At 70.6% G+C, this 18,943-nt stretch carries 17 protein-coding genes; 12 read left to right on the forward strand and 5 right to left on the reverse strand.

From position 1 onward, the window contains the following. The first annotated feature begins 332 nt into the window (after positions 1-332). Together ABIC28_RS03715 and ABIC28_RS03720 are read left to right on the forward strand one after the other, a co-directional pair. Positions 333-584, forward strand: a complete 252-nt coding sequence (locus ABIC28_RS03715; RefSeq protein WP_077041130.1) for a hypothetical protein — start codon at positions 333-335, stop codon at positions 582-584. 16 nt (positions 585-600) lie between these two features. Then, a complete protein-coding gene (locus tag ABIC28_RS03720; RefSeq protein WP_097213611.1) occupies positions 601-1,344 on the forward strand; it encodes an acyltransferase in 744 nt (247 codons plus the stop codon). Positions 1,345-1,413: 69 nt separating this feature from the next. On the opposite strand, the gene ABIC28_RS03725 is transcribed toward ABIC28_RS03720, so the two are convergent. From ABIC28_RS03725 to ABIC28_RS03735, 3 genes are read right to left on the reverse strand one after another with little or no spacing between them, the layout of a single operon-like run. After that, positions 1,414-2,658 (reverse strand): glycosyltransferase family 4 protein, encoded by a 1,245-nt coding sequence (locus ABIC28_RS03725; protein ID WP_097213610.1) that lies wholly within the window; start codon positions 2,656-2,658, stop codon positions 1,414-1,416. Then, positions 2,655-4,184: a 1,4-alpha-glucan branching protein domain-containing protein gene (locus ABIC28_RS03730; RefSeq protein ID WP_209928890.1), complete on the reverse strand. Its 1,530-nt coding sequence runs from the start codon at positions 4,182-4,184 to the stop codon at positions 2,655-2,657. The genes ABIC28_RS03725 and ABIC28_RS03730 overlap by 4 nt, the downstream gene beginning before the upstream one ends. 32 nt (positions 4,185-4,216) lie before the next feature. Then, on the reverse strand, positions 4,217-5,026 hold the full coding sequence (locus ABIC28_RS03735; RefSeq protein WP_502944992.1) for a class I SAM-dependent methyltransferase: 810 nt from the start codon (positions 5,024-5,026) through the stop codon (positions 4,217-4,219). 274 nt (positions 5,027-5,300) lie between these two features. Between ABIC28_RS03735 and ABIC28_RS03740 the strand changes: the two genes are divergently transcribed. The 9 genes from ABIC28_RS03740 (at position 5,301) to ABIC28_RS03780 (ending at position 15,140) form a co-directional block, all read left to right on the forward strand. Beyond that, positions 5,301-6,101, forward strand: a complete 801-nt coding sequence (locus tag ABIC28_RS03740; protein ID WP_354577550.1) for an electron transfer flavoprotein subunit beta/FixA family protein — start codon at positions 5,301-5,303, stop codon at positions 6,099-6,101. A 44-nt stretch (positions 6,102-6,145) separates the two neighbouring features. Next, positions 6,146-7,102 (forward strand): electron transfer flavoprotein subunit alpha/FixB family protein, encoded by a 957-nt coding sequence (locus ABIC28_RS03745; protein WP_097213606.1) that lies wholly within the window; start codon positions 6,146-6,148, stop codon positions 7,100-7,102. Positions 7,103-7,231: 129 nt separating this feature from the next. Next, positions 7,232-8,047, forward strand: coding sequence for a GNAT family N-acetyltransferase (locus ABIC28_RS03750; RefSeq protein WP_269588281.1), 816 nt, complete (start codon positions 7,232-7,234; stop codon positions 8,045-8,047). After that, positions 8,044-8,907 carry a lysophospholipid acyltransferase family protein gene (locus tag ABIC28_RS03755; RefSeq protein WP_269588280.1) on the forward strand — a complete coding sequence of 288 codons (864 nt, stop codon included), beginning with the start codon at positions 8,044-8,046 and terminating at the stop codon, positions 8,905-8,907. The genes ABIC28_RS03750 and ABIC28_RS03755 overlap by 4 nt, the downstream gene beginning before the upstream one ends. Positions 8,908-8,971: 64 nt before the next feature. Next, positions 8,972-10,231: a cysteine desulfurase family protein gene (locus tag ABIC28_RS03760; protein ID WP_097213604.1), complete on the forward strand. Its 1,260-nt coding sequence runs from the start codon at positions 8,972-8,974 to the stop codon at positions 10,229-10,231. Further along, entirely contained in the window at positions 10,231-11,319 is a 1,089-nt protein-coding gene (gene mnmA, locus ABIC28_RS03765; protein WP_354577554.1) for a tRNA 2-thiouridine(34) synthase MnmA, read from the forward strand. The genes ABIC28_RS03760 and mnmA overlap by 1 nt, the downstream gene beginning before the upstream one ends. Next, positions 11,316-12,338 (forward strand): methionine synthase, encoded by a 1,023-nt coding sequence (locus ABIC28_RS03770; RefSeq protein ID WP_097213602.1) that lies wholly within the window; start codon positions 11,316-11,318, stop codon positions 12,336-12,338. Before mnmA ends, ABIC28_RS03770 begins: the two co-directional genes overlap by 4 nt. Before the next feature lie 63 nt (positions 12,339-12,401). Continuing rightward, a complete protein-coding gene (gene ligA / locus ABIC28_RS03775) occupies positions 12,402-14,564 on the forward strand; it encodes an NAD-dependent DNA ligase LigA (protein ID WP_257017731.1) in 2,163 nt (720 codons plus the stop codon). 21 nt (positions 14,565-14,585) lie between these two features. Then, positions 14,586-15,140, forward strand: a complete 555-nt coding sequence (locus tag ABIC28_RS03780) for a dihydrofolate reductase family protein (RefSeq protein ID WP_097213601.1) — start codon at positions 14,586-14,588, stop codon at positions 15,138-15,140. A 7-nt stretch (positions 15,141-15,147) separates the two neighbouring features. Here the strand turns inward: ABIC28_RS03780 and ABIC28_RS03785 are convergent, their stop codons facing one another. Then, complete coding sequence (locus ABIC28_RS03785; protein ID WP_354577557.1) at positions 15,148-16,407, reverse strand: hypothetical protein; 1,260 nt, start codon at positions 16,405-16,407, stop codon at positions 15,148-15,150. A 139-nt stretch (positions 16,408-16,546) separates the two neighbouring features. On the opposite strand from ABIC28_RS03785, the gene ABIC28_RS03790 reads away from it, so the two are divergent. Then, complete coding sequence (locus tag ABIC28_RS03790) at positions 16,547-17,488, forward strand: MerR family transcriptional regulator (RefSeq protein WP_209925878.1); 942 nt, start codon at positions 16,547-16,549, stop codon at positions 17,486-17,488. Positions 17,489-17,511: 23 nt separating this feature from the next. Here ABIC28_RS03790 and ABIC28_RS03795 read toward each other — a convergent pair whose 3' ends face one another. After that, entirely contained in the window at positions 17,512-18,924 is a 1,413-nt protein-coding gene (locus ABIC28_RS03795) for an acyl-CoA synthetase (RefSeq protein WP_097213598.1), read from the reverse strand. Positions 18,925-18,943 lie beyond the last annotated feature (19 nt).

Consider the following 18,943-nt stretch of genomic DNA (forward strand, 5'->3'; position numbering starts at 1 on the left):
TCGCTCGGTGCAGACTATCCGGCCGAGCACCGCGGGGTGTGAACCCGCCCCTTCGCAGAATGCGGATCGACTATCCGTTGAACGCAGGACAATCGCGTGTTCCGATCGCCGGGCGGGGTCGGCGGGCAAAATGTGAGTGGTTCAGAATTCAAGGGACTGCGTGATCACAAGCGTCCAATTGTGGCGCGACGGAGCAGGTCCGGCGCCTCCTGTGATTGGACTGTTATTTCGGTACATTCCGTATCGAATTGCGATAATTAGCCGACAGAAACGCACAATTCCGGTCGCAATTGTGTTTGAATGGCGACATGGAAGGGTCAGGGGGTGGAGATTTGAGTGCGCCGCGCCGATCGCCGCGCGTCGACGCGAACGACAATCACCTGCTCGGCACGCCTCAGGCGGGGGTGGTGATCGTCGTCGGCCTGATCGTCGGCGCCGCGACGCTGATCGGCGTGATGACGAACTCCCTGCTCGCGGTCATCGTGGTCGCGGTGACGGCGGCGCTGGTCGCGGCGCTGCTTGGCGGCGGCGGATGGCTCGGCGGGGGCGGCGGAGTGGGCCGTCGCGGAGCTCACATCCGCTGACCGTAGGCTGCATGGCATGACCAGCATGTGGGGCGCACCGTTGCGCACGAGGTGGCGGGGATCACGTCGGACCGACAGCGAGCAGGCAAAGTTCCTGACCCGTGATTCCCTGCGATGGGTGCTCGAGAACAAGGCGTACACGCCCTGGTACCTGGTGCGCTACTACCGGCTGGCCAAGTTCAAGCTCGCGAACCCGCACGTGATCCTGCGCGGCATGGTCTTCCTCGGCAAGAACGTGGAGATCCACTCGACTCCCGAACTGTCGCGGCTCGAGATCGGCCGCTGGGTGCACATCGGCGACGGCAACGCGATCCGCTGCCACGAGGGTTCCCTGCGCATCGGCGACAAGGTCGTCTTCGGCAAGGACAACGTCGTCAACACCTACCTCGACATCGAGATCGGCGCCTCCACCCTCGTCGCCGACTGGTGCTACATCTGCGATTTCGACCACCGGATGGACGACGTCAACGTCCCGATCAAGGATCAGGGCATCGTGAAGGGCCCGGTTCGGATCGGTCCGGACACCTGGGTCGCCGCCAAGGTGACCGTGCTGAGGAACACGATCGTCGGCCGCGGCTGCGTGCTCGGCGCGCACGCGGTGGTCAAGGGCGAGATCCCGGATTACAGCATCGCGGTCGGCGCGCCCGTCAAGGTCGTCAAGAACCGCAAGGAGGCCTGGGAGGCAGGCGCGGCCGAGCGGGCCAAGTACATCGCCGCCCTCGAGGACATCGAGCGCAAGAAGGCCGCCGCAGCACGTTGAGGCGCTGCGCGCCTGTGCGCGGTTGACGAGTCCAGGGACTCGTCAACCGCACACAGGCGGCGGAGCCGCCTACCGGCCGGGGAGCGGCCGCTGGGGGATGTCGGGGCGCGCCAACGGGTGTCGCACCCGTCGCTTGGCGCTCAGGTAGACCTGCGCGGTGTCGAGCGCGACGCTGTGCCAGTCGAAGTCGGCGGTGAGCCGTTCGCGGGCCGCCTCGGCCCGGCGCTGCGCGCCCGCGGGATCGTCGAGCACCTCACGCACCGCCGACGTCAGTCCCTCGACGTCGCCGGGAAGGAACGACATCCCGGTGACGCCGTCGACCACGGCCTCGCCGAGCCCGCCCGCGGTGGAGGTGACCAGCGGGGTGCCCGCCGCCGCCGCCTCGAGCGCGATGATGCCGAACGGCTCGTACCGGCTGGGCAGCACGATCGCGTCCGCCGCGTGCAACCAGCCCAGCAGCTCGGTGTGGTCGAGACTGCCGAGGAAGGCCACCGAGCGCAGGACCCGGTTGGACCGTGCCTCCTGCTGCAGCCACTCGAACTGGGTGCCCTCACCCGCGACGGCCAGCGTGGTGCCCGGGTGGCTGCGACGGATCCGGGGCAGCGCGGCGATGATGTCCTGCACGCCCTTCTCGTACTCGAGCCTGCCGACGAACAGCAGCCGCGGCGGGCCGGAGCGCGGCGCGCGCTGCCGGTAGTTCCAGGTGGTGACGTCGATCCCGTTGCGGATCACCGTGATCGGCGGCAACTGCGGACCGTAGAGCTCGGTGACCTCCTCCTCCATCGAGGCGGAGCAGGTGATGATCGCGTCCGACTCGTTGGCCAGCCACCACTCGACGGAGTGCACCTGACGGTTGATCGTCCCTGAGATCCAGCCGCTGTGCCTGCCGGCCTCGGTGGCGTGCAGCGTGGAGACCAGCGGCACGTCGAAGTACTCGGCCAGCGCGATCGCGGGATGCGCGACCAGCCAGTCGTGCGCGTGCACGACGTCGGGCTGCCAGCCGTCGCCGAGCCCTGGCTTGCCGAGCGCGACGCCCGCGCGCACCATGGCGTGCCCCATCGCGAGGGTCCAGGCCAGCATGTCCTCGCCGAACACGAAGTGCGCCGGGTCCTCGGCGACCGCCACCACCAGCACGCCCTCCGAGATGTGGGTGATGGTCGGGTGGGTGGACGCGTCGGTGCCGGTGGGGCGCCGCGAGAGCACGACCACCTCGTGGCCTGCCTGCACCAGCTCGGTGGCCAGGTGGTGCACGTGCCTGCCGAGCCCGCCGACCACCACCGGCGGGTACTCCCAGGAGACCATCAGGACCTTCATGCGGGACCGCCGATCGCGTCGTCGGGGAGTCGCCGGGCGTCCAGCGAGGGGAACAGCCCGTCGGCGTGGTTCCAGCCGTCGGCCAGCTGCCGCGCCCGGTCCAGGTGACCCGCGGCGACGGCGCCCGCGATCTCCCTGGTGGCGTGGGCGTGCAGGTGCGCACGGTCACGGGCGTACCCGGCGGCGGAGTCCTTGCTGACCATGAACGCCCAGTCGCTCTGCACGGTCATGATGGCCTCGCGCAGGATCTGGTCGTTGACCCGATCGCGCAGCTCCGGCCGGCCGGGCGCGCGCTGCGCCCCGCGGGCCTTGTCCACCGCGTCCAGCGCGGTCTGCACGACCTCGGTGTTCAGCTGGACCAGGTCGGCGACCTGATCGCCCGCCCAGACCCGCCAGTCCTTGCCGCTGCCCCAGGAGGAGTCGGCGAGCTGGACGGGCTCGCCGACGAAGCCGGCCGCCCTGGCATCGGAGAGGGTGCCGACCGGGATGCCCGCCTCCGGCAGCGCGCGCAGGACCTTCTCCAGCCACTGCGGACCCTCGAACCACCAGTGTCCGAACAGTTCGGTGTCGAAGGCGGCCACCACGAGCGCGGGCCTGCCGATGCGCTCGCTCTCCGAGCGCATCCGGGACCTGACCGTGTCGACGAAGTCCGCGACGTGCCGGTCGATGGCGGCGGCCGCGAGTTCGGGGTCGTACGGCGCCTTGTCCTTCGAGTCGACGGTGCGGCCGGTGACGCGCGCGGGCTTGAGCCCGGTGTCGTGGTCGTAGGTGTGGAAGTCGCGGTAGGCGCCGTCGCCCGGGTAGCCCGACTTCGGCGACCACACCCGGTACGAGACCTGCAGGTCGCGGCCGAAGGCCACCACGTCGGATTCGCGAACCGGGCGGCCGAGGGAGGTGTCCCCGCGCAGCGACGGGCCGTCCACCATGAAGTGCTGCACGCCCGCGGCGTCGTACTCCCGTTCCATCCCGGGCGTGTAGCCGCATTCGGGTGCCCAGATCCCGGAGGGCTTCGTGCCCCAACGCGCCTTGGCGTCGGCGAGGCCCTCGCTGAGCTGGAACGAGCGCAGCCGCGGATGCAGCAGCGGCTGGAACGGGTGGGCCAACGGTCCGCCGAGCAGCTCGATGGCGTCGGCGTCGACGAGCCCGCGCAGCACCGGCGAGCCGCCGTGCGCCCAGCGCTCCTCGAAGTCGGTCAGCGCCTCCGCGGCGAGTCGGTGCTCGCGGGCGCCGAGGTCGCGGTGCGGCTGGTCGCGCATGCCTGCGGCCTCGTGGGCGCGCAGCTGCCAGTTGCCCAGCCAGTGGTGCATCCCGGCCAGGCAGTGCGGGTCGTCGAGCTGGGCCGCCAGTACCGGGGTGATGCCGAGGCTGAGCAGCCGGGTGCGGCCCTCCGCGGCGAGCGTGCGCAGCACGCGGGCCACGGGCAGGTAGGTGGCCGCCCAGGACTGGTAGAGCCATTCCTCGCCGACGGGCCACCGGCCGTGGTTGGCCAACCACGGCAGGTGGGAGTGCAGGACCAGGCAGAACATGCCCGGTTCCTGCGCAACTCCGGTCGGTTTGTTCACCCTGACACCGCGGGCTTCCGTGCGATGGCGACCAGGTCCAGGCTGGCGTCGATGTCGGGTTCGGTGAGCGCGAAGTCGTCCACGGTGATGGCCTCGACGTCGGCGACGAGGTCCGCAGGCCACGGCTCGCCCGCCAGCGCGCGGTCGATCTGGGCATCGATGAAGGAGCCGCCGTGCTTGGCGTCGAGCTCGCGCAGACGGGGGCCGTGGTGCACGCCGGTCATCAGGTCGACGACGAAGCCGGCCTCCTCGAGGAGCTCGGTCATCTCGGCGGCGTTGAGTTCGCGGGTGTGGAACGGGTTGAGCGGGGTGTCCCGTCCGGGGGAGAACGTGATCCGGTTCGGGGTGCTGATCAGCAGCTCGCCGCCGGGGGTCAGCACGCGGAAGCATTCGGCCAGGAACTGGGCCTGGTCCCACAGGTGCTCGATCACCTGGAAGTTGACCACGATCCCGACGCTGGCGTCCGGCAGCGGGAGGTCCGCCAGGTTGCCATGGCGCATGTCGATTCGCGGGTAGCGGGCACGCACGTGGTCGACGGCGGAGGTGTCGTAGTCGAGCCCGATGACCTTCTCGGCGACGTCGGCAATCATGTTGGCGCCGTAGCCTTCTCCGGACCCGGCCTCGAGGACGACGCGGCCGGCGCAGCGCTCGAGCAGCTGCCGGTACACCACCTCGTGACGGCGGAACCAGTAGTTCTCCTCGGGCACGCCCGGGACGGTGCGCTCGCCGGTCAGCGGCAGGGTCGCTTCGCTCGGCTGCGGGGTCGCCTCGGCAGCCGTCGGGTTGCTATCGGCATCGACGGACATGGCCGGGGTCGAGACAGATGAATCGCTCACCGTTGGGAGGTTAGTGCCCTCGGTGTCAGAACTGGTCGGGGTGGTCCACATCACAGGCATGAATGATCCTCCTGGCCGTTATGGTGGACGAGGTTTCCCACCCAAGTTACTAGCGGGTAACTTAACATGGGGTAATCTGACGCACACCCGACGTGCGAACGAGACGGTTACGCGAGCGCTCCTCCTCGACGTGGAGCTGCTCTCGATCATCAGGCAGAAATACACAGGAGGTCGACGAAGACCCATGACGAACATCGTCGTTTTGATCAAGCAGGTTCCTGACACCTGGTCCGAGCGCAAGCTCAGCGATGGTGACTTCACGCTGGACCGCGAGGCCGCGGACGCCGTGCTCGACGAGATCAACGAGCGCGCGGTCGAGGAGGCCCTGCTCATCAAGGAGGCGCAGGGGGGCGAGGTGACCGTGCTGTCCGCCGGCCCGGACCGCGCCACCGATGCCATCCGCAAGGCGCTGTCCATGGGTGCCGACAAGGCCGTTCACATCAACGACCCGGCTCTGCACGGCTCCGACGCCATCCAGACCGGCTGGACCCTGGCCGCCGCGCTCGGCCAGATCGGCTTCGAGAACGATGAGCCGGCCGACCTGATCATCGCAGGCAACGAGGCCACCGACGGCCGCGTCGGCGCCGTTCCGGCCATCATCGCCGAGTACCTCGGCATCCCGCAGCTCACCCAGCTGCGCAAGCTCACCGTCGCCGACGGCAAGGTCACCGGCGAGCGCGAGACCGACGAGGGCATCTTCGGCCTCGAGGCCTCGCTGCCCGCCATCGTCTCGGTCACCGAGAAGATCAACGAGCCGCGCTTCCCGTCCTTCAAGGGCATCATGGCCGCGAAGAAGAAGGAAGTCTCGGTCTTCACCCTCGCCGACCTCGGCGTCGACCCGGAGACCGTTGGCGTCGCGAACGCGGGCACCACCGTCACCGCGTCCACCCCCAAGCCCCCGCGTACCGCTGGTGAGCGCGTCACCGACGAGGGTGATGGCGGCAGCAAGATCGCCGCTTACCTCGTCGGCCAGAAGATCATCTGATCGCGCCCCTCAACCAGCAGACCCACACGTAGGAGAAGACAGCAATGGCAGAAGTACTTGTGCTCGTCGAGCACGCCGAGGGTGCGCTCAAGAAGGTCAGCACCGAGCTCATCACCGCAGCGCGCGCGCTCGGTGAGCCGGCTGCGGTCGTCGCGGGCCCGGCCGGAACCGCGGCCAAGCTCGCCGAGGCGCTGGCCGCCGCGGGCGCCGCGAAGATCTACGTCGCCGAGTCCGATGACATCGACGGCTACCTGATCACCCCGAAGGTCGACGTCCTCGCCGCCCTTGTCGAGTCCGCCGGACCGGCCGCCGTGATCACCGCCGCCACCACCGAGGGCAAAGAGGTCTCCGGACGTCTGGCCGCGCGGATCGGTTCCGGCCTGCTCAGCGACGTCATCGAGGTCAAGGCCGACGGCAGCGCCGTGCACTCGATCTTCGGTGGCGCGTTCACCGTCGAGGCCAAGGCCAACGGCGAGGTCCCGGTCATCTCGGTTCGCCCGGGTGCCGTCGAGGCCCAGCCGCAGGCCGGTGCCGCCGAGCAGGTCACCGTCGAGGTGCCGGCTCAGGACGAGAGCGCCGTCAAGGTGACCTCGCGCAACCCGATCGTCGGCGGCGACCGCCCCGAGCTCACCGAGGCGTCGGTCGTCGTCTCCGGTGGCCGTGGCGTGGGCAGCGCCGACAAGTTCAGCGTGGTCGAGGAGCTCGCCGACTCGCTCGGCGCCGCGGTCGGTGCCTCGCGTGCCGCCGTGGACTCGGGCTACTACCCGGGCCAGTTCCAGGTCGGTCAGACCGGTAAGACGGTCTCCCCGCAGCTGTACATCGCGCTCGGCATCTCCGGCGCCATCCAGCACCGCGCAGGCATGCAGACGTCGAAGACCATCGTCGCCGTCAACAAGGACGAAGAGGCCCCGATCTTCGAGATCGCGGACTACGGCGTCGTCGGCGACCTGTTCAACGTCGCACCGCAGCTCACCGAGGCGGTCAAGGCTCACAAGGGCTGATCCCGCGTCACCTTTCGGCGGCCCCGTTCCCTGCTTGGGAGCGGGGCCGCCGTCGTGTTCACCGAAGCTGCATCGACACGACACCGACCTGATGCCGGGACGCCGCCCGGCTCGGTGACCCTTCGGGGCATGACGACAACGCCGGTCCTCATCAACGATTTTCCGAGCGTCACCACCGTCCCCAGATACACCCTGCTGCTGTCCTCGGACCGCGAGCACCGGATCGCAGCGCAGCGGCTGCGATACCAGGTGTTCGCGGCCGAACCGGGCTTCGAAGGCGCGGTCCGCGGCATCTCCGACGGTCTCGACGCCGACCACTTCGACGAATATTGCGATCACCTGCTGGTGCGCGACGAACTGGCCGACGAGGTCGTCGGCTGCTACCGGATGCTGACCCCGGACGCCGCGATCGCCGCGGGCGGGCTCTACACCGCCACCGAGTTCGACCTCGCCGCGCTCGACCCGCTCCGCCCACAGCTCGTCGAGATGGGCCGGGCCTGCGTACACCCGGATCACCGCTCCGGTTCGGTGCTGGGCCTGATGTGGGCCGGCATCCTCAACTACCTGGAGCTCACCGGCTACCGCTGGGCCATGGGGTGCGTGTCGGTGCCGATGCAGGCGCGACCGACTGATCTGCCGGGCGCGAACGTGCGCGGGGTCCGCGACCGACTGCTCGACGCGCACGCCACCGCCCCTGACCTCCGGGCGCGCCCGCTGCGGCCGGTGCCCGGCCTGGACGAGATCGCGGCCCCCGCCCGCACGGCGCTGCCCCCGCTACTGCGCGGATACCTGCGCCTTGGCGCCTCGATCTGCGGCGAGCCCGCCCACGACCCCGACTTCGGCGTCGCCGACTTCGTGGCCCTGCTTGGCATGGCGGAGGCCGACGAGCGCTACCTGAGCCGGCTGCGGTCGGCCGCCGCCGCCGTCCCGCTGATCGTCCGATGACACACGACTGGATGCCCTCGAGCCCCTGTGGCGACGGCTGCCTGCCCACTGCGGCGGAGCGGGCCGGTCTGGCCCGGATGGCCGTTCGGTACGCGATGCTCGCGGCGATGCTGCTCTCGCTGCCCGTTCTGCTGGCGGGTGGGGTCCTGCCGGGATCCTGGCGCCGCTCGCTGCAGCGCGGCTATTCGCGGGCCGCGCTGAGCGGGCTGGGGATGCGGCTGCGGGTGCGCGACGAGCGCGGCCTCGACCTCGATCCTGGGGAACGGGGCGTGCTGGTGGTGGCCGGGCACGTCTCCTGGGCCGATGTGCTGGTGCTCTGCGCGCTCGGGCCCGCGGACTTCGTGGCCAGGGCGGACCTGCTGGACTGGCCGCTGCTCGGGACCCTGGCGCGGCGGATGCGGATCATCCCGATCGACCGGGCGCGGCTGTCCGAGCTGCCCGGCGCGGTCGACGAGGCCGCGGAGCGGCTGCGGGCAGGTGGGCGGGTGGTGGCCTTCCCCGAGGGGACCACCTGGTGCGGGCGCGCCTACGGCAGCTTCCGCCCAGCCCTGTTCCAGTCCGCGGTCGAGGCAGGCGCGCTGGTGCAGCCCGTCGGGATCAGGTACTGCACGCCGGACGGGCGGCTGGACACCACGGCCTGCTTCGTCGGGGACCAGACGCTGGCCGCGTCGCTGCGCCGGACGGTCGGGCTGCGCAGGCTCGACGTGGAGGTGCTGCTCGCGCCGCTGGAGGAGCCGGGCGCCGACCGCAGGGAGCTGGCGCGGCGCTGCGAGCGGGCGGCGCGCGTGATCCTCGGCGCGGACCTGACCGTGCAGGACATCCTCGACGGCATGGAGGAGCGTCAGACCGCGGCGGCGTGAGCGCGCCTACCAGCACAGTCGCGGTCGCAGCGGCCCCCGGCCGACGGGCTATCCTGGTCAGGTCATGACAACGCCCCACCCGAGCGCCTCCAACCGCAGTGATGCCACCCTGCGGTCCAGCGCGCCATCCCAGGTCTATCTCGATCACGCCGCGACGACGCCGATGCTGCCCGAGGCCATCGAGTCGATGACTGCGGTCCTCGCCACGGTGGGCAACGCGTCCTCGCTGCACGGTTCGGGCCGCGCGGCCCGCCGCCGGGTGGAGGAGGCACGGGAGTCCATCGCGGCCGACCTGGGCGCACGGCCGTCGGAGGTCATCTTCACCTCCGGGGGAACCGAGAGCGACAACCTGGCCGTCAAGGGCATCTACTGGGCCCGCCGCGACGCCGACCCGCGCCGCCGCAGGATCATCGCGGGCGCCGTGGAGCACCACGCCGTGCTCGACGCGGTCGAGTGGCTGGTGGAGCACGAGGGCGCCGAGGTGACGTGGCTGCCGGTGGACCGGCATGGCCGCATCGACCCCGATGCGTTGCGCGTCGAGCTGGCCGCCGGCGCCGACGAGGTCGCGCTCGTCACCGTCATGTGGGCGAACAACGAGGTCGGCTCGATCATGTCGATCGCCGCACTCGCCGCCGTCGCCACCGAGTTCGGGGTCCCGATTCACAGCGACGCGGTGCAGGCCGTGGCGCAGCTGCCGGTGGACTTCGCGGCCAGCGGGCTCTCCGCCTTGAGCGTCGCCGCGCACAAGTTCGGCGGGCCGCAGGGCGCAGGAGCGCTGCTGCTCGGCCGCCAGGTGCCGTGCGTGCCGCTGCTGCACGGCGGCGGCCACGAGCGCGACCTGCGGGCGGGCACCCTGGACACCGCGGCGGTGGTGTCGATGGCCACCGCGCTGCGGAAGACCGTGTCGGACATGGATTCCCGCTCCTCCGAGCTGATCAGGCTGCGCGAGCGGCTGATCGCCGGGGTGAGCGCGGCGGTGCCAACGGCGGTGCTGAACGGCCCGGTCGGCGATCAGCGACTGCCCGGGAATGCGCACTTCACCTTTCCCGGTTGCGAGGGTGATTCGCTGCTGATGCTGCTCGACGCGGCGGGGATCGAGTGCTCGACCGGGTCGGCGTGCACGGCCGGGGTCGCCAGCGCCAGTCACGTGCTCATTGCGATGGGCGTCGACGCGACCATCGCGCGCGGGTCGCTGCGGTTCTCGTTGGGGCACACCTCGACTGATTCCGATGTCGATGCGTTGATCGCGGCGCTGCCGCAGGTGGTCGAGCGGGCCAGGATGGCGGGCCTGGCGGGCGCCGGGGCCAGGGGAGGGGCACGCTGATGCGGGTACTGGCGGCGATGAGCGGCGGAGTGGACTCCGCGGTGGCGGCGGCGCGTGCGGTGACCGCCGGACACGAGGTGGTGGGCGTGCACCTGGCGCTGTCCACCGCGCCGGGCACCCTGCGCACCGGTTCGCGTGGCTGCTGCTCCAAGGAGGACGCCGGGGACGCGCGCCGCGCCGCCGACATCCTCGGTATCCCCTTCTACGTCTGGGATTTCGCGGATCGCTTCAAGGAAGACGTGATCGAGGACTTCATCGAGTCCTACGCCGCCGGGGAGACGCCGAACCCCTGCCTGCGCTGCAACGAGAAGATCAAGTTCGCCGCCCTCGCGGACCGCGCGATGGCGCTCGGTTTCGATGCGGTCGCGACCGGTCACTACGCGCGACTGGAGGACGGCGTGCTGCGCCGCGCGGTCGACGCCGACAAGGACCAGTCCTATGTCCTCGGCGTGCTCACCGCCGAGCAGCTCTCCCGGGCGATGTTCCCCGTCGGCGACACCCCGAAGCCGCAGATTCGGGCCGAGGCCGCCGAGCGCGGGCTCGCGGTCGCGGACAAGCCCGACAGCCACGACATCTGCTTCATCCCGTCCGGGGACACCCGGGCCTTCCTCGGCGCCAAGATCGGGATCCGGCCCGGCAAGGTCGTCGACGCGGACTCCGGCGAGGTGCTCGCCGATCACGAGGGCGTGCACGGGTTCACCATCGGCCAGCGCAAGGGACTGGGCGTGCAGGGCCCGGCGGCCGACGGCAAGCCGCGCTACGTCACCGCCATCGAACCCGAGACCGGCACCGTCACCGTCGGCTCGGCCGAGCGCCTGCAGGTCTGGACGATCGCGGCCGAGCGCGCGATCTGGACCTCCGGCGCGGCGCCGCAGGGACCGATCGAGTGCGTGGTGCAGGTCCGGGCGCACGGCGGACTGGCCGAGGCCGTGGTCGTGCCCGTCGACGGAGGACTGGACGTGCAGCTGCGCGAGCCGCTGACCGGCGTGGCCAGGGGACAGGCCGTCGTGCTGTACCGGCCGGACGCCGCGGGCGACGAGGTCCTCGGTAGCGGCACCATCGTCGGCACCGGCGCGGACCGCCGGTGACGGCACCGTCCATCCCGGTCGGCGTCGCGACCGGCGTCGGTTCCTGGCCCGGCACCGATCCGCGGGAGGCCGCCGCCATCGTGGTGGGCGAACTGCCCGCCCTGCCGCACCTGGTCGAACTGCCCGACCGCGGCGTCGGCGCCGACATGATCGGCCGCGCGGCCGCGCTGCTGGTCGACCTGCCGTTCGACACCTCCACCACCGCCTACCGGCTCGCGCAGCGTCCGGGTGCGGTCACGCGTCGGGCCCGCGACCTGCTCCGGCGTGACCTGGACGCGCTCGAGGAGGCCTGGGAGGTCGCCGGGCGCCGGGGCACCGATCAGCCGGTGAAGGTCCAGTCGGTCGGGCCGCTGACGCTGGCGGCGCAGGTCGAGCTCTCCGGCGGGCATCGCGTGCTCACCGACGCGGGCGCGCTGCGCGACCTCGCGGAATCGCTGGCCGAGGGGCTGCGCGTGCACGTCGACGAGGTGGCCCGCAGGCTCGGCTCGCCCGTCGTGGTGCAGCTCGACGAACCAGGACTGCCCGCGGTGCTGGCCGGTTCGCTGGCGGGCGTCTCGATCCTGCAGACCCCCCGCGCAATGCCCGAACCGGAGGCGCTCGCCGTCCTGTCGTCCGTGATCGGCCGCCTGGAGTCGCCGGTGTTGGTGCACTCCTGCGCCGCCGGTCTGCCGCTGGGGCTGCTGCGTCGCAGCGGCGCCGCGATGATCGGACTGGACCTGAGCGAGCTGACGGTCGCGGACCTCGACGGCGTCGGCGAACTGCTCGAGGACGGCATCGCGCTGGCCCTCGGGCTGGTGCCGACCCTTGGTGCCGAGCCCGCGCCGGGCTGGCGCGAACTCGCCGAGCCCGCGGTGACCCTCGTCGACCGGCTGGGCTTCCCGCGATCCGTCCTCGCCACGCAGGTGACGGTGACGCCGCGATGCGGCCTCGCGGGCGCGAGCCCGGAGTGGGCGCGGACGGCGCTGCGTCGCGCCGCCGAGCTGACGAGGGCATTCGCGGACGGCGCCGAGTTCGACTGAATCGGACCCGCGGGCGCCCGCTCGAGCGGCGGCGTTGTCTGCCTCCTGCGATAACCTTCCGGCGTGGACGAGAACGCAGCCCAGGGGTCTGAACCAGCACTGTCAGCAGCGACCTCCGACGAACGCGAAGAATGGCAGCGGCTCGCGGAGGAGGTGCGCGAGCACCAGTTCCGCTACTACGTGCGGGACTCGCCGATCATCTCCGACGGTGAATTCGACGCCCTGCTGAACCGGCTGATCGCGCTCGAAGAGGCGCGCCCCGATCTGCGCACCCCGGACTCGCCCACCCAGCTCGTCGGCGGCGGGTTCGCCACCGAGTTCACCGCGGTCGACCACCTCGAGCGAATGCTGAGCCTGGACAACGTCTTCGACGAGGAGGAGCTGCGCACCTGGGTGCGGCGGGTGGAAGCCGCAGTGTTGGATGGTCACTCCGCAGGCTCCGCGCCTGATGGCTCCGACCTGCACTATCTGTGCGAGGTGAAGATCGACGGTGTCGCGCTGAACCTGGTCTACGAGAACGGCAGGCTGGTGCGCGGCGCCACCCGCGGCGACGGCCGCACCGGCGAGGACGTCACCCTCAACGCGCGCACGATCGAGGAGATCCCGCACGTGCTGACGCCGAGCGAGGAGTTCCCGATCCCGTCGCTGCTCGAGGTCCGCGGCGAGGTGTTCTTCCGGCTCGAGGACTTCGAGGCCCTCAACGCGTCCCTGGTCGCGGAGGGCAAGGCGCCGTTCGCCAATCCCCGCAACTCGGCCGCCGGATCACTGCGGCAAAAGAACCCGGCGGTCACGGCCAAGCGGCGGCTCGGCATGATCTGCCACGGGCTCGGCCGGATCGAGGGCTTCGCACCGGCGTCCCAGCACGACGCCTACACCGCGCTGGCGGCCTGGGGGTTGCCCGTGTCCACGCACACCGCGCGAGTCCGCGGCGTCGACGAGGTCGTGGCGAGGGTCGCGTACTGGGACGAGCACCGCCACGACGTGGAACACGAGATCGACGGCCTTGTGGTCAAGGTCGACGAGATGGCGCTGCATCGGCGGCTCGGTTCCACCTCACGGGCTCCGCGCTGGGCCATCGCGTACAAGTACCCACCGGAGGAGGCCACCACCCGGTTGCTCGACATCCGTGTCAGCGTCGGCCGGACCGGCCGGGTCACCCCGTTCGCCTACATGGAGCCGGTGACGGTTGCCGGATCGACCGTCTCGCTCGCGACGCTGCACAACGGGTCCGAGGTCAAGCGAAAGGGCGTGCTGATCGGCGACATGGTGGTCATCAGGAAGGCGGGCGAGGTCATCCCTGAGGTGCTCGGTCCGGTGGTCGATGTGCGCACCGGGGACGAGCGTGAGTTCGTGATGCCCACACACTGTCCCGAGTGCGGCACCGAGCTGGCCCCCGCCAAGGAGGGCGACGCGGACATCCGTTGCCCGAACCAGCGGTCCTGCCCGGCGCAGTTGCGGGAGAGGGTCTTTCACGTGTCGGGGCGTGGCGCTTTCGACATCGAGGTGCTCGGCTACGAGGCGGCGACCGAGCTGCTCAAATCGGGAGTGATCGCCGACGAGGGAGACCTGTTCTCGCTCACCTCTGACGACCTGATGAAGACCTCGCTGTTCACCACCAAGGCGGGCGCGCTGTCGGCGAACGGGCGCAGGCTCCTCGACAACCTGCACTCGGCCAAGGACAAGCCGCTGTGGCGGGTACTCGTGGCGTTGTCCATCCGGCACGTCGGCCCCACCGCGGCCCGGGCGCTGGCCTCCGAGTTCGGCAGCCTCGAGCGGATCGAGAACGCGTCCGTGGAGGAACTGGCGGCCGTGGACGGCGTCGGCGGCACCATCGCCGCCGCCGTGGTCGAATGGTTTGCGGTGGACTGGCATCGCGAGATCGTCGCGAAGTGGCGCGCCGCCGGGGTGTCGATGGAGGACGCCCGCGACGAGTCGATCGAGCGCAACCTCGAGGGCCTGTCGATCGTGGTCACCGGCTCGCTCGTCGGGTTCACCCGTGACGGCGCCAAGGAGGCGATCCTGATCCGCGGCGGCAAGGCCGCCGGTTCGGTGTCGAAGAAGACCGCGTTCGTGGTGGTGGGCGAGGCGCCGGGTTCCAAACACGACAAGGCGATCGAGCTCGGGGTGCCGGTGCTCGACGAGGACGGGTTCCGACTGCTGCTCGAGCGCGGCCCGGACGCGGTGACGCCTGCAGGCGGGGAAGGCGACGCCGACACCGCCGGATAGCAGGCACAGCGGGAGGACGACATGGGCGCGTTGATCTACTCGTCGATCTGTTCGCTCGACGGATACGTCGCGGACCGCGACGGCAATTTCGACTGGGCCATGCCGGACGAGGAAGTGCACGGTTTCGTCAACGACCGCGAGCGATCGATCGGCACCTACCTCTATGGGCGCCGCATGTACGAGGTGATGGCCGGCTGGGAGTCGGTTGCCGGCGACGCGGGCCCGCCTGTGGCGGATGACTTCGCCGCGCTGTGGCGGGCCGCCGACAAGATCGTGTACTCCACGACCCTGCAGGCGGTGTCGACCTCCCGCACCCGGCTCGAGCGGGAGTTCGATCCCGCGGCGATCCGAGCGTTGAAGGCGTCCTCGCCGCGCGACCTGTCGATCGGCGGCCCCGGACTTGCTGCCTGCGCGATCCGGGCGGGACTCGTCGACGAGTGGCAGCTGTATCTCGTCCCTGCCGTGGTGGGCGGCGGCACCCCGGCGCTACCCGCGGGCGTTCGGCTGGACCTACGGCTCGCCGACGAGCGTCGGTTCGAGGGCGGGACGGTGTTCCTGCAGTACCGAGCGCGATAGCAATCAATCACCCCCGACAGGCGGGACTTCCGGGAAATGCCGACACACCGAACCGGCAACCGACAGCGGTGACGGCTTCCATCCGCTCGACCGGATTCCTGACTTCCAAGGCCGGCAGCAGCCCACCCTGTAGCAGTGCGCTCTTGGTCGACGGCATGGTGGCGTTGGCATCGAGGGTTCCGCGGATTCGTGCGAATTCGACGAGCTCGTCGTAGACCATCGACAGCGCCGCTTCCGTGGTCTGGTCCTCCGACTCGAGCCCGGCGAAATCCACTCCGGTCTCGTACTCGTGGCGGACCGCGTGCGGGCCCTGGTCACAGGTGGGTTTGTTCAGATCGATGCGAAACTCCTGCCGGTCCGGCGACGGCGCGCTGATCGTGCCGGCATCGGTGCAGGCATGGTGTGAGATGCGATCACCGAGGGCGTGGATGTAGATGCCGATCCTCGCATCCCACGAATCGCCGCCGATCCAGGAGTCGAATTGCGACGATGACACACCGTCGGAGATGACCTGCTCTCCGGTGACGTTGGTGAACGGGATCGCTACCGGGGTCTCCACGCTGTACACGCCGTTGATCTGTGCCGGCTCCGGGTCCGCGTAACAGGCTGCGCCAGTGGCGTAGTCGCCGTCGGCCGAGCGATTGGTGAAGCCTCCCGTGCACAACGGGGCGCTGCCGCCCGGCCCGGCCATGGCCCACCGCCGCACGTGCGTGAGCATGACCTCGTGTGCGGGATCGCCGACGTCGGGTCGCATCCCGTCGGGCTCGGGATCGAACGGTCCCCGCATCGTCGGGAGGAAATGGAAGAGGAAGCCGCCGGTGGCGAAATGCGTTCGCACGAGACCGCCGATGTCCTTGGTGGTCAAGGCGGCGGCGTCGGCGACGAGTTGGCCGTTCATGTCTCGTGGCGCGAAGGTGCCCAGGTCTGTCGCCTCGTCGTATGCCGCGATCCAATACGCATCCCGCTCCGAGAAGCCGACGGTGCGGGCGATGAGGTAGGTCGAGTCGGAATGCACGAGGCTGCGCCCGCCGAGCGGCTGACGCAACGTGTACCCGTAGCGAACGAACGCCTCGAGTCCGCACAGGGGACCGTCTGGATCGTCGAGCGGACACGACTGCGGCAGGGGCGCACAGTTGTGCGGCGGGGCTCCACCCTCGGAGTAGCAGATGTCCTCGGCGAAACCGTGCGCCTGCGGGGGAGCGACAACAAACGCTGAGGCGGCCAGCGCCAGCGCCACCGTGGCCGATCTCCGAATGTGTCCATTCATCGACAAGCGCCTTTCCGGTCGCCGCGTCCATCCAGGCTAGCATCGGCGCAGCGGTTCTTGAGCTCGTTTCCGCAGGTCGGAGCGATGGCCGCGGCACGGGACTTGAGTCTCCCGCCGGGGGAGACGCGAGAGTGGGGACATGGACGACGACGCGCTCTACTCGATCGGTGATCTGGCCAGGCGAACCGGACTGACGGTCAAGGCCATTCGGTTCTATGCGGATCGGGGGATCGTGCCTGCGACCGGCCGCAGCCCGGCCGGCTACCGGCTCTATGACGTCGACTCGGTCGCGCGGCTGGACCTCGTGCGGACGCTGCGCGAGTTGGGACTGGACCTGGCCACGATCAAGGGCGTCGTGGACCGCCAGACCTCCCTGCCCGAGGTCGCGGCGGCGCACGCGGAGGCGCTGGCGGCGCAGATCCGGACACTGCGCCTGCGGCGGACGGTGTTGTCGGTGGTGGCCAAGCGCGGCTCCGGCCCGGAGGAGATGAGGCTCGTGCACAAGTTGGCCAAGCTGTCCGAGACCGAACGGCGAAGCCTGATAGGCGATTTCCTCGACCACGCCTTCGGCGGGCTGGACGGCGATCCCGCGTTCGAGGGGATGATGCGCTCGATGACCCCCGAACTGCCCGACGATCCCGAGGCCGAACAGGTCGAGGCGTGGCTGGAACTGGCCGAGTTGTCCTGGGATCCGGATTTTCGCGCCGTCATGCGGGAGATGGCGAGCGGCCATGCAGACGACCGCGTGCACGACGGCTGCGCGGGCGTGCACCGCGAGATCGTCGCGGTCGTCCGTGACCACGCCGAGCCGATGCTGGCCACCGGCATCGACCCGGCCTCGTCCGCGGCCGACCCGGTGGTGGCGGACGTGACCGCGGAATACGCCCGACTGCGCGGCAGTTCCGACGACGACGTCGCGCTTCGGCGGCGGCTGCTGTCGCGGCTGGAGGCGGCGAACGACCCGCGCCGGGAGCGCTATCTCCGATTGCTCGCCGTGGTCAACGGATGGGCAGCGCCGGACAGTTCGGCGGCCGCACTCGACTGGTTCCTGCGGGCCCTGCGCGCCCGGCTGCCGGGGTAGGGAGCCGGGCGCCGTCGACCCCGCTACCGGGCGAGCGCCGCCTTCTGCACCTTTCCCATCGCGTTGCGCGGCAGGGCGTCGACGAATCGCACCTCGCGTGGCCGCTTGTGCCGGGAGAGGTCGCCCGCCACGTAGTCGATCAGGCGATCGCCCAGCGAGGATCCGGGGCTCGTCTCGGACGTGACCACGAACGCGACCACCCGCTGACCGAGGTCGCTGTCGGGGACCCCGACCACCGCGACCTCCGCGACCGAGGGGTGTGCGAGCAGCGCCGCCTCGACCTCGCCCGCGCCGATGCGATATCCGCCCGACTTGATCAGATCCGTCGACTCGCGGCCGACGATCCGATGGAGTCCGGCCGGATCGCAGGTGGCGACGTCACCGGTGACGAACCAGCCGTCGTCCGTCCACGAGGCGGCCGTGGCCTCGGGCCGGTTCAGGTAGCCGTCGAACAGCATCGGTCCCCGGACCTCGAGTCGTCCGATGCTCGATCCGTCGTGCTCCACGATCCGGCCGTCCTCGGTGCGCAGGCGGGTCTCGACACCGCGAACCGGTTGCCCCACCCAGCCCGGCCTGCGTTCGCCGTCCGGCCGGGTGCTCAGGGTGATCATGGTCTCGCTCATCCCGTACCGCTCGATCGGTGCGAGGCCGGTGAGCTGGGTGATCCGTTCGAAAACCGGGACCGCGAGCGCGGCGCTTCCCGACACCAGGAGTCGGGCCCCGCGCAGCGCCCGCGCGGACTGTTCGTCCTCGGCGATCCGCGACCACACCGTGGGCACACCGAAGTACATGGTCCCCGGTGCGGCCGCGTAGGCGGCCGGTTTCGGCCGAACCGTGTGGTTGACGCGGGAACCGATCCGCAGGGACGCGAGCACTCCGAGCACGAGGCCGTGCATGTGGAACAGGGGTAGTCCGTGCACCACGGTGTCGTCGGCGGTCCACTGCCATGCGTCGGCGAGGGCGTCGATTCCGGCGGCGAGCGCGCGGTGGGTCAACAGGACGCCCTTGGGCGCGCCGGTGGTCCCGGAGGTGTAGAGGATCATGGCCAGCTCGTCCATCGACGGCCGCCCGAGCGGTCTGCTTGCACGAATCCTGCGGTCCACCGGGATGGTCGGGAGTCCGCTGTCGATCTGCGTGGGGCCGATCCATTGCGTGGCAACGGAATCCGCGATGATGTGCCGGAGTTCCGCCGGACCCGAGTCGGGCGGGACGGGCACCACGGGCACGCCGGCCAGCAGGCAGCCCGTCACGGCGATGATCGTCTCGAGGGTGGGTTCCGCGCAGACGGCCACCGGACCGGCGTCGGGGAGCGCCGCCGCCAGGCCGCTTGCGGCGGAGAACAGTTCGGACCGCGACATGCTCGTGTCCCCGAGCGTGATCGCATCGGCGAGGTCCACCGCCTGGTGGCCAGACGGATCCAAAGACGAGAGAAGCACTGGTGAGTCCTTTCGGTGG

Origin of the sequence: Rhodococcus sp. PvR044, assembly GCF_040548995.1 — a bacterium.
Taxonomy (GTDB): domain Bacteria; phylum Actinomycetota; class Actinomycetes; order Mycobacteriales; family Mycobacteriaceae; genus Rhodococcus_G; species Rhodococcus_G oryzae.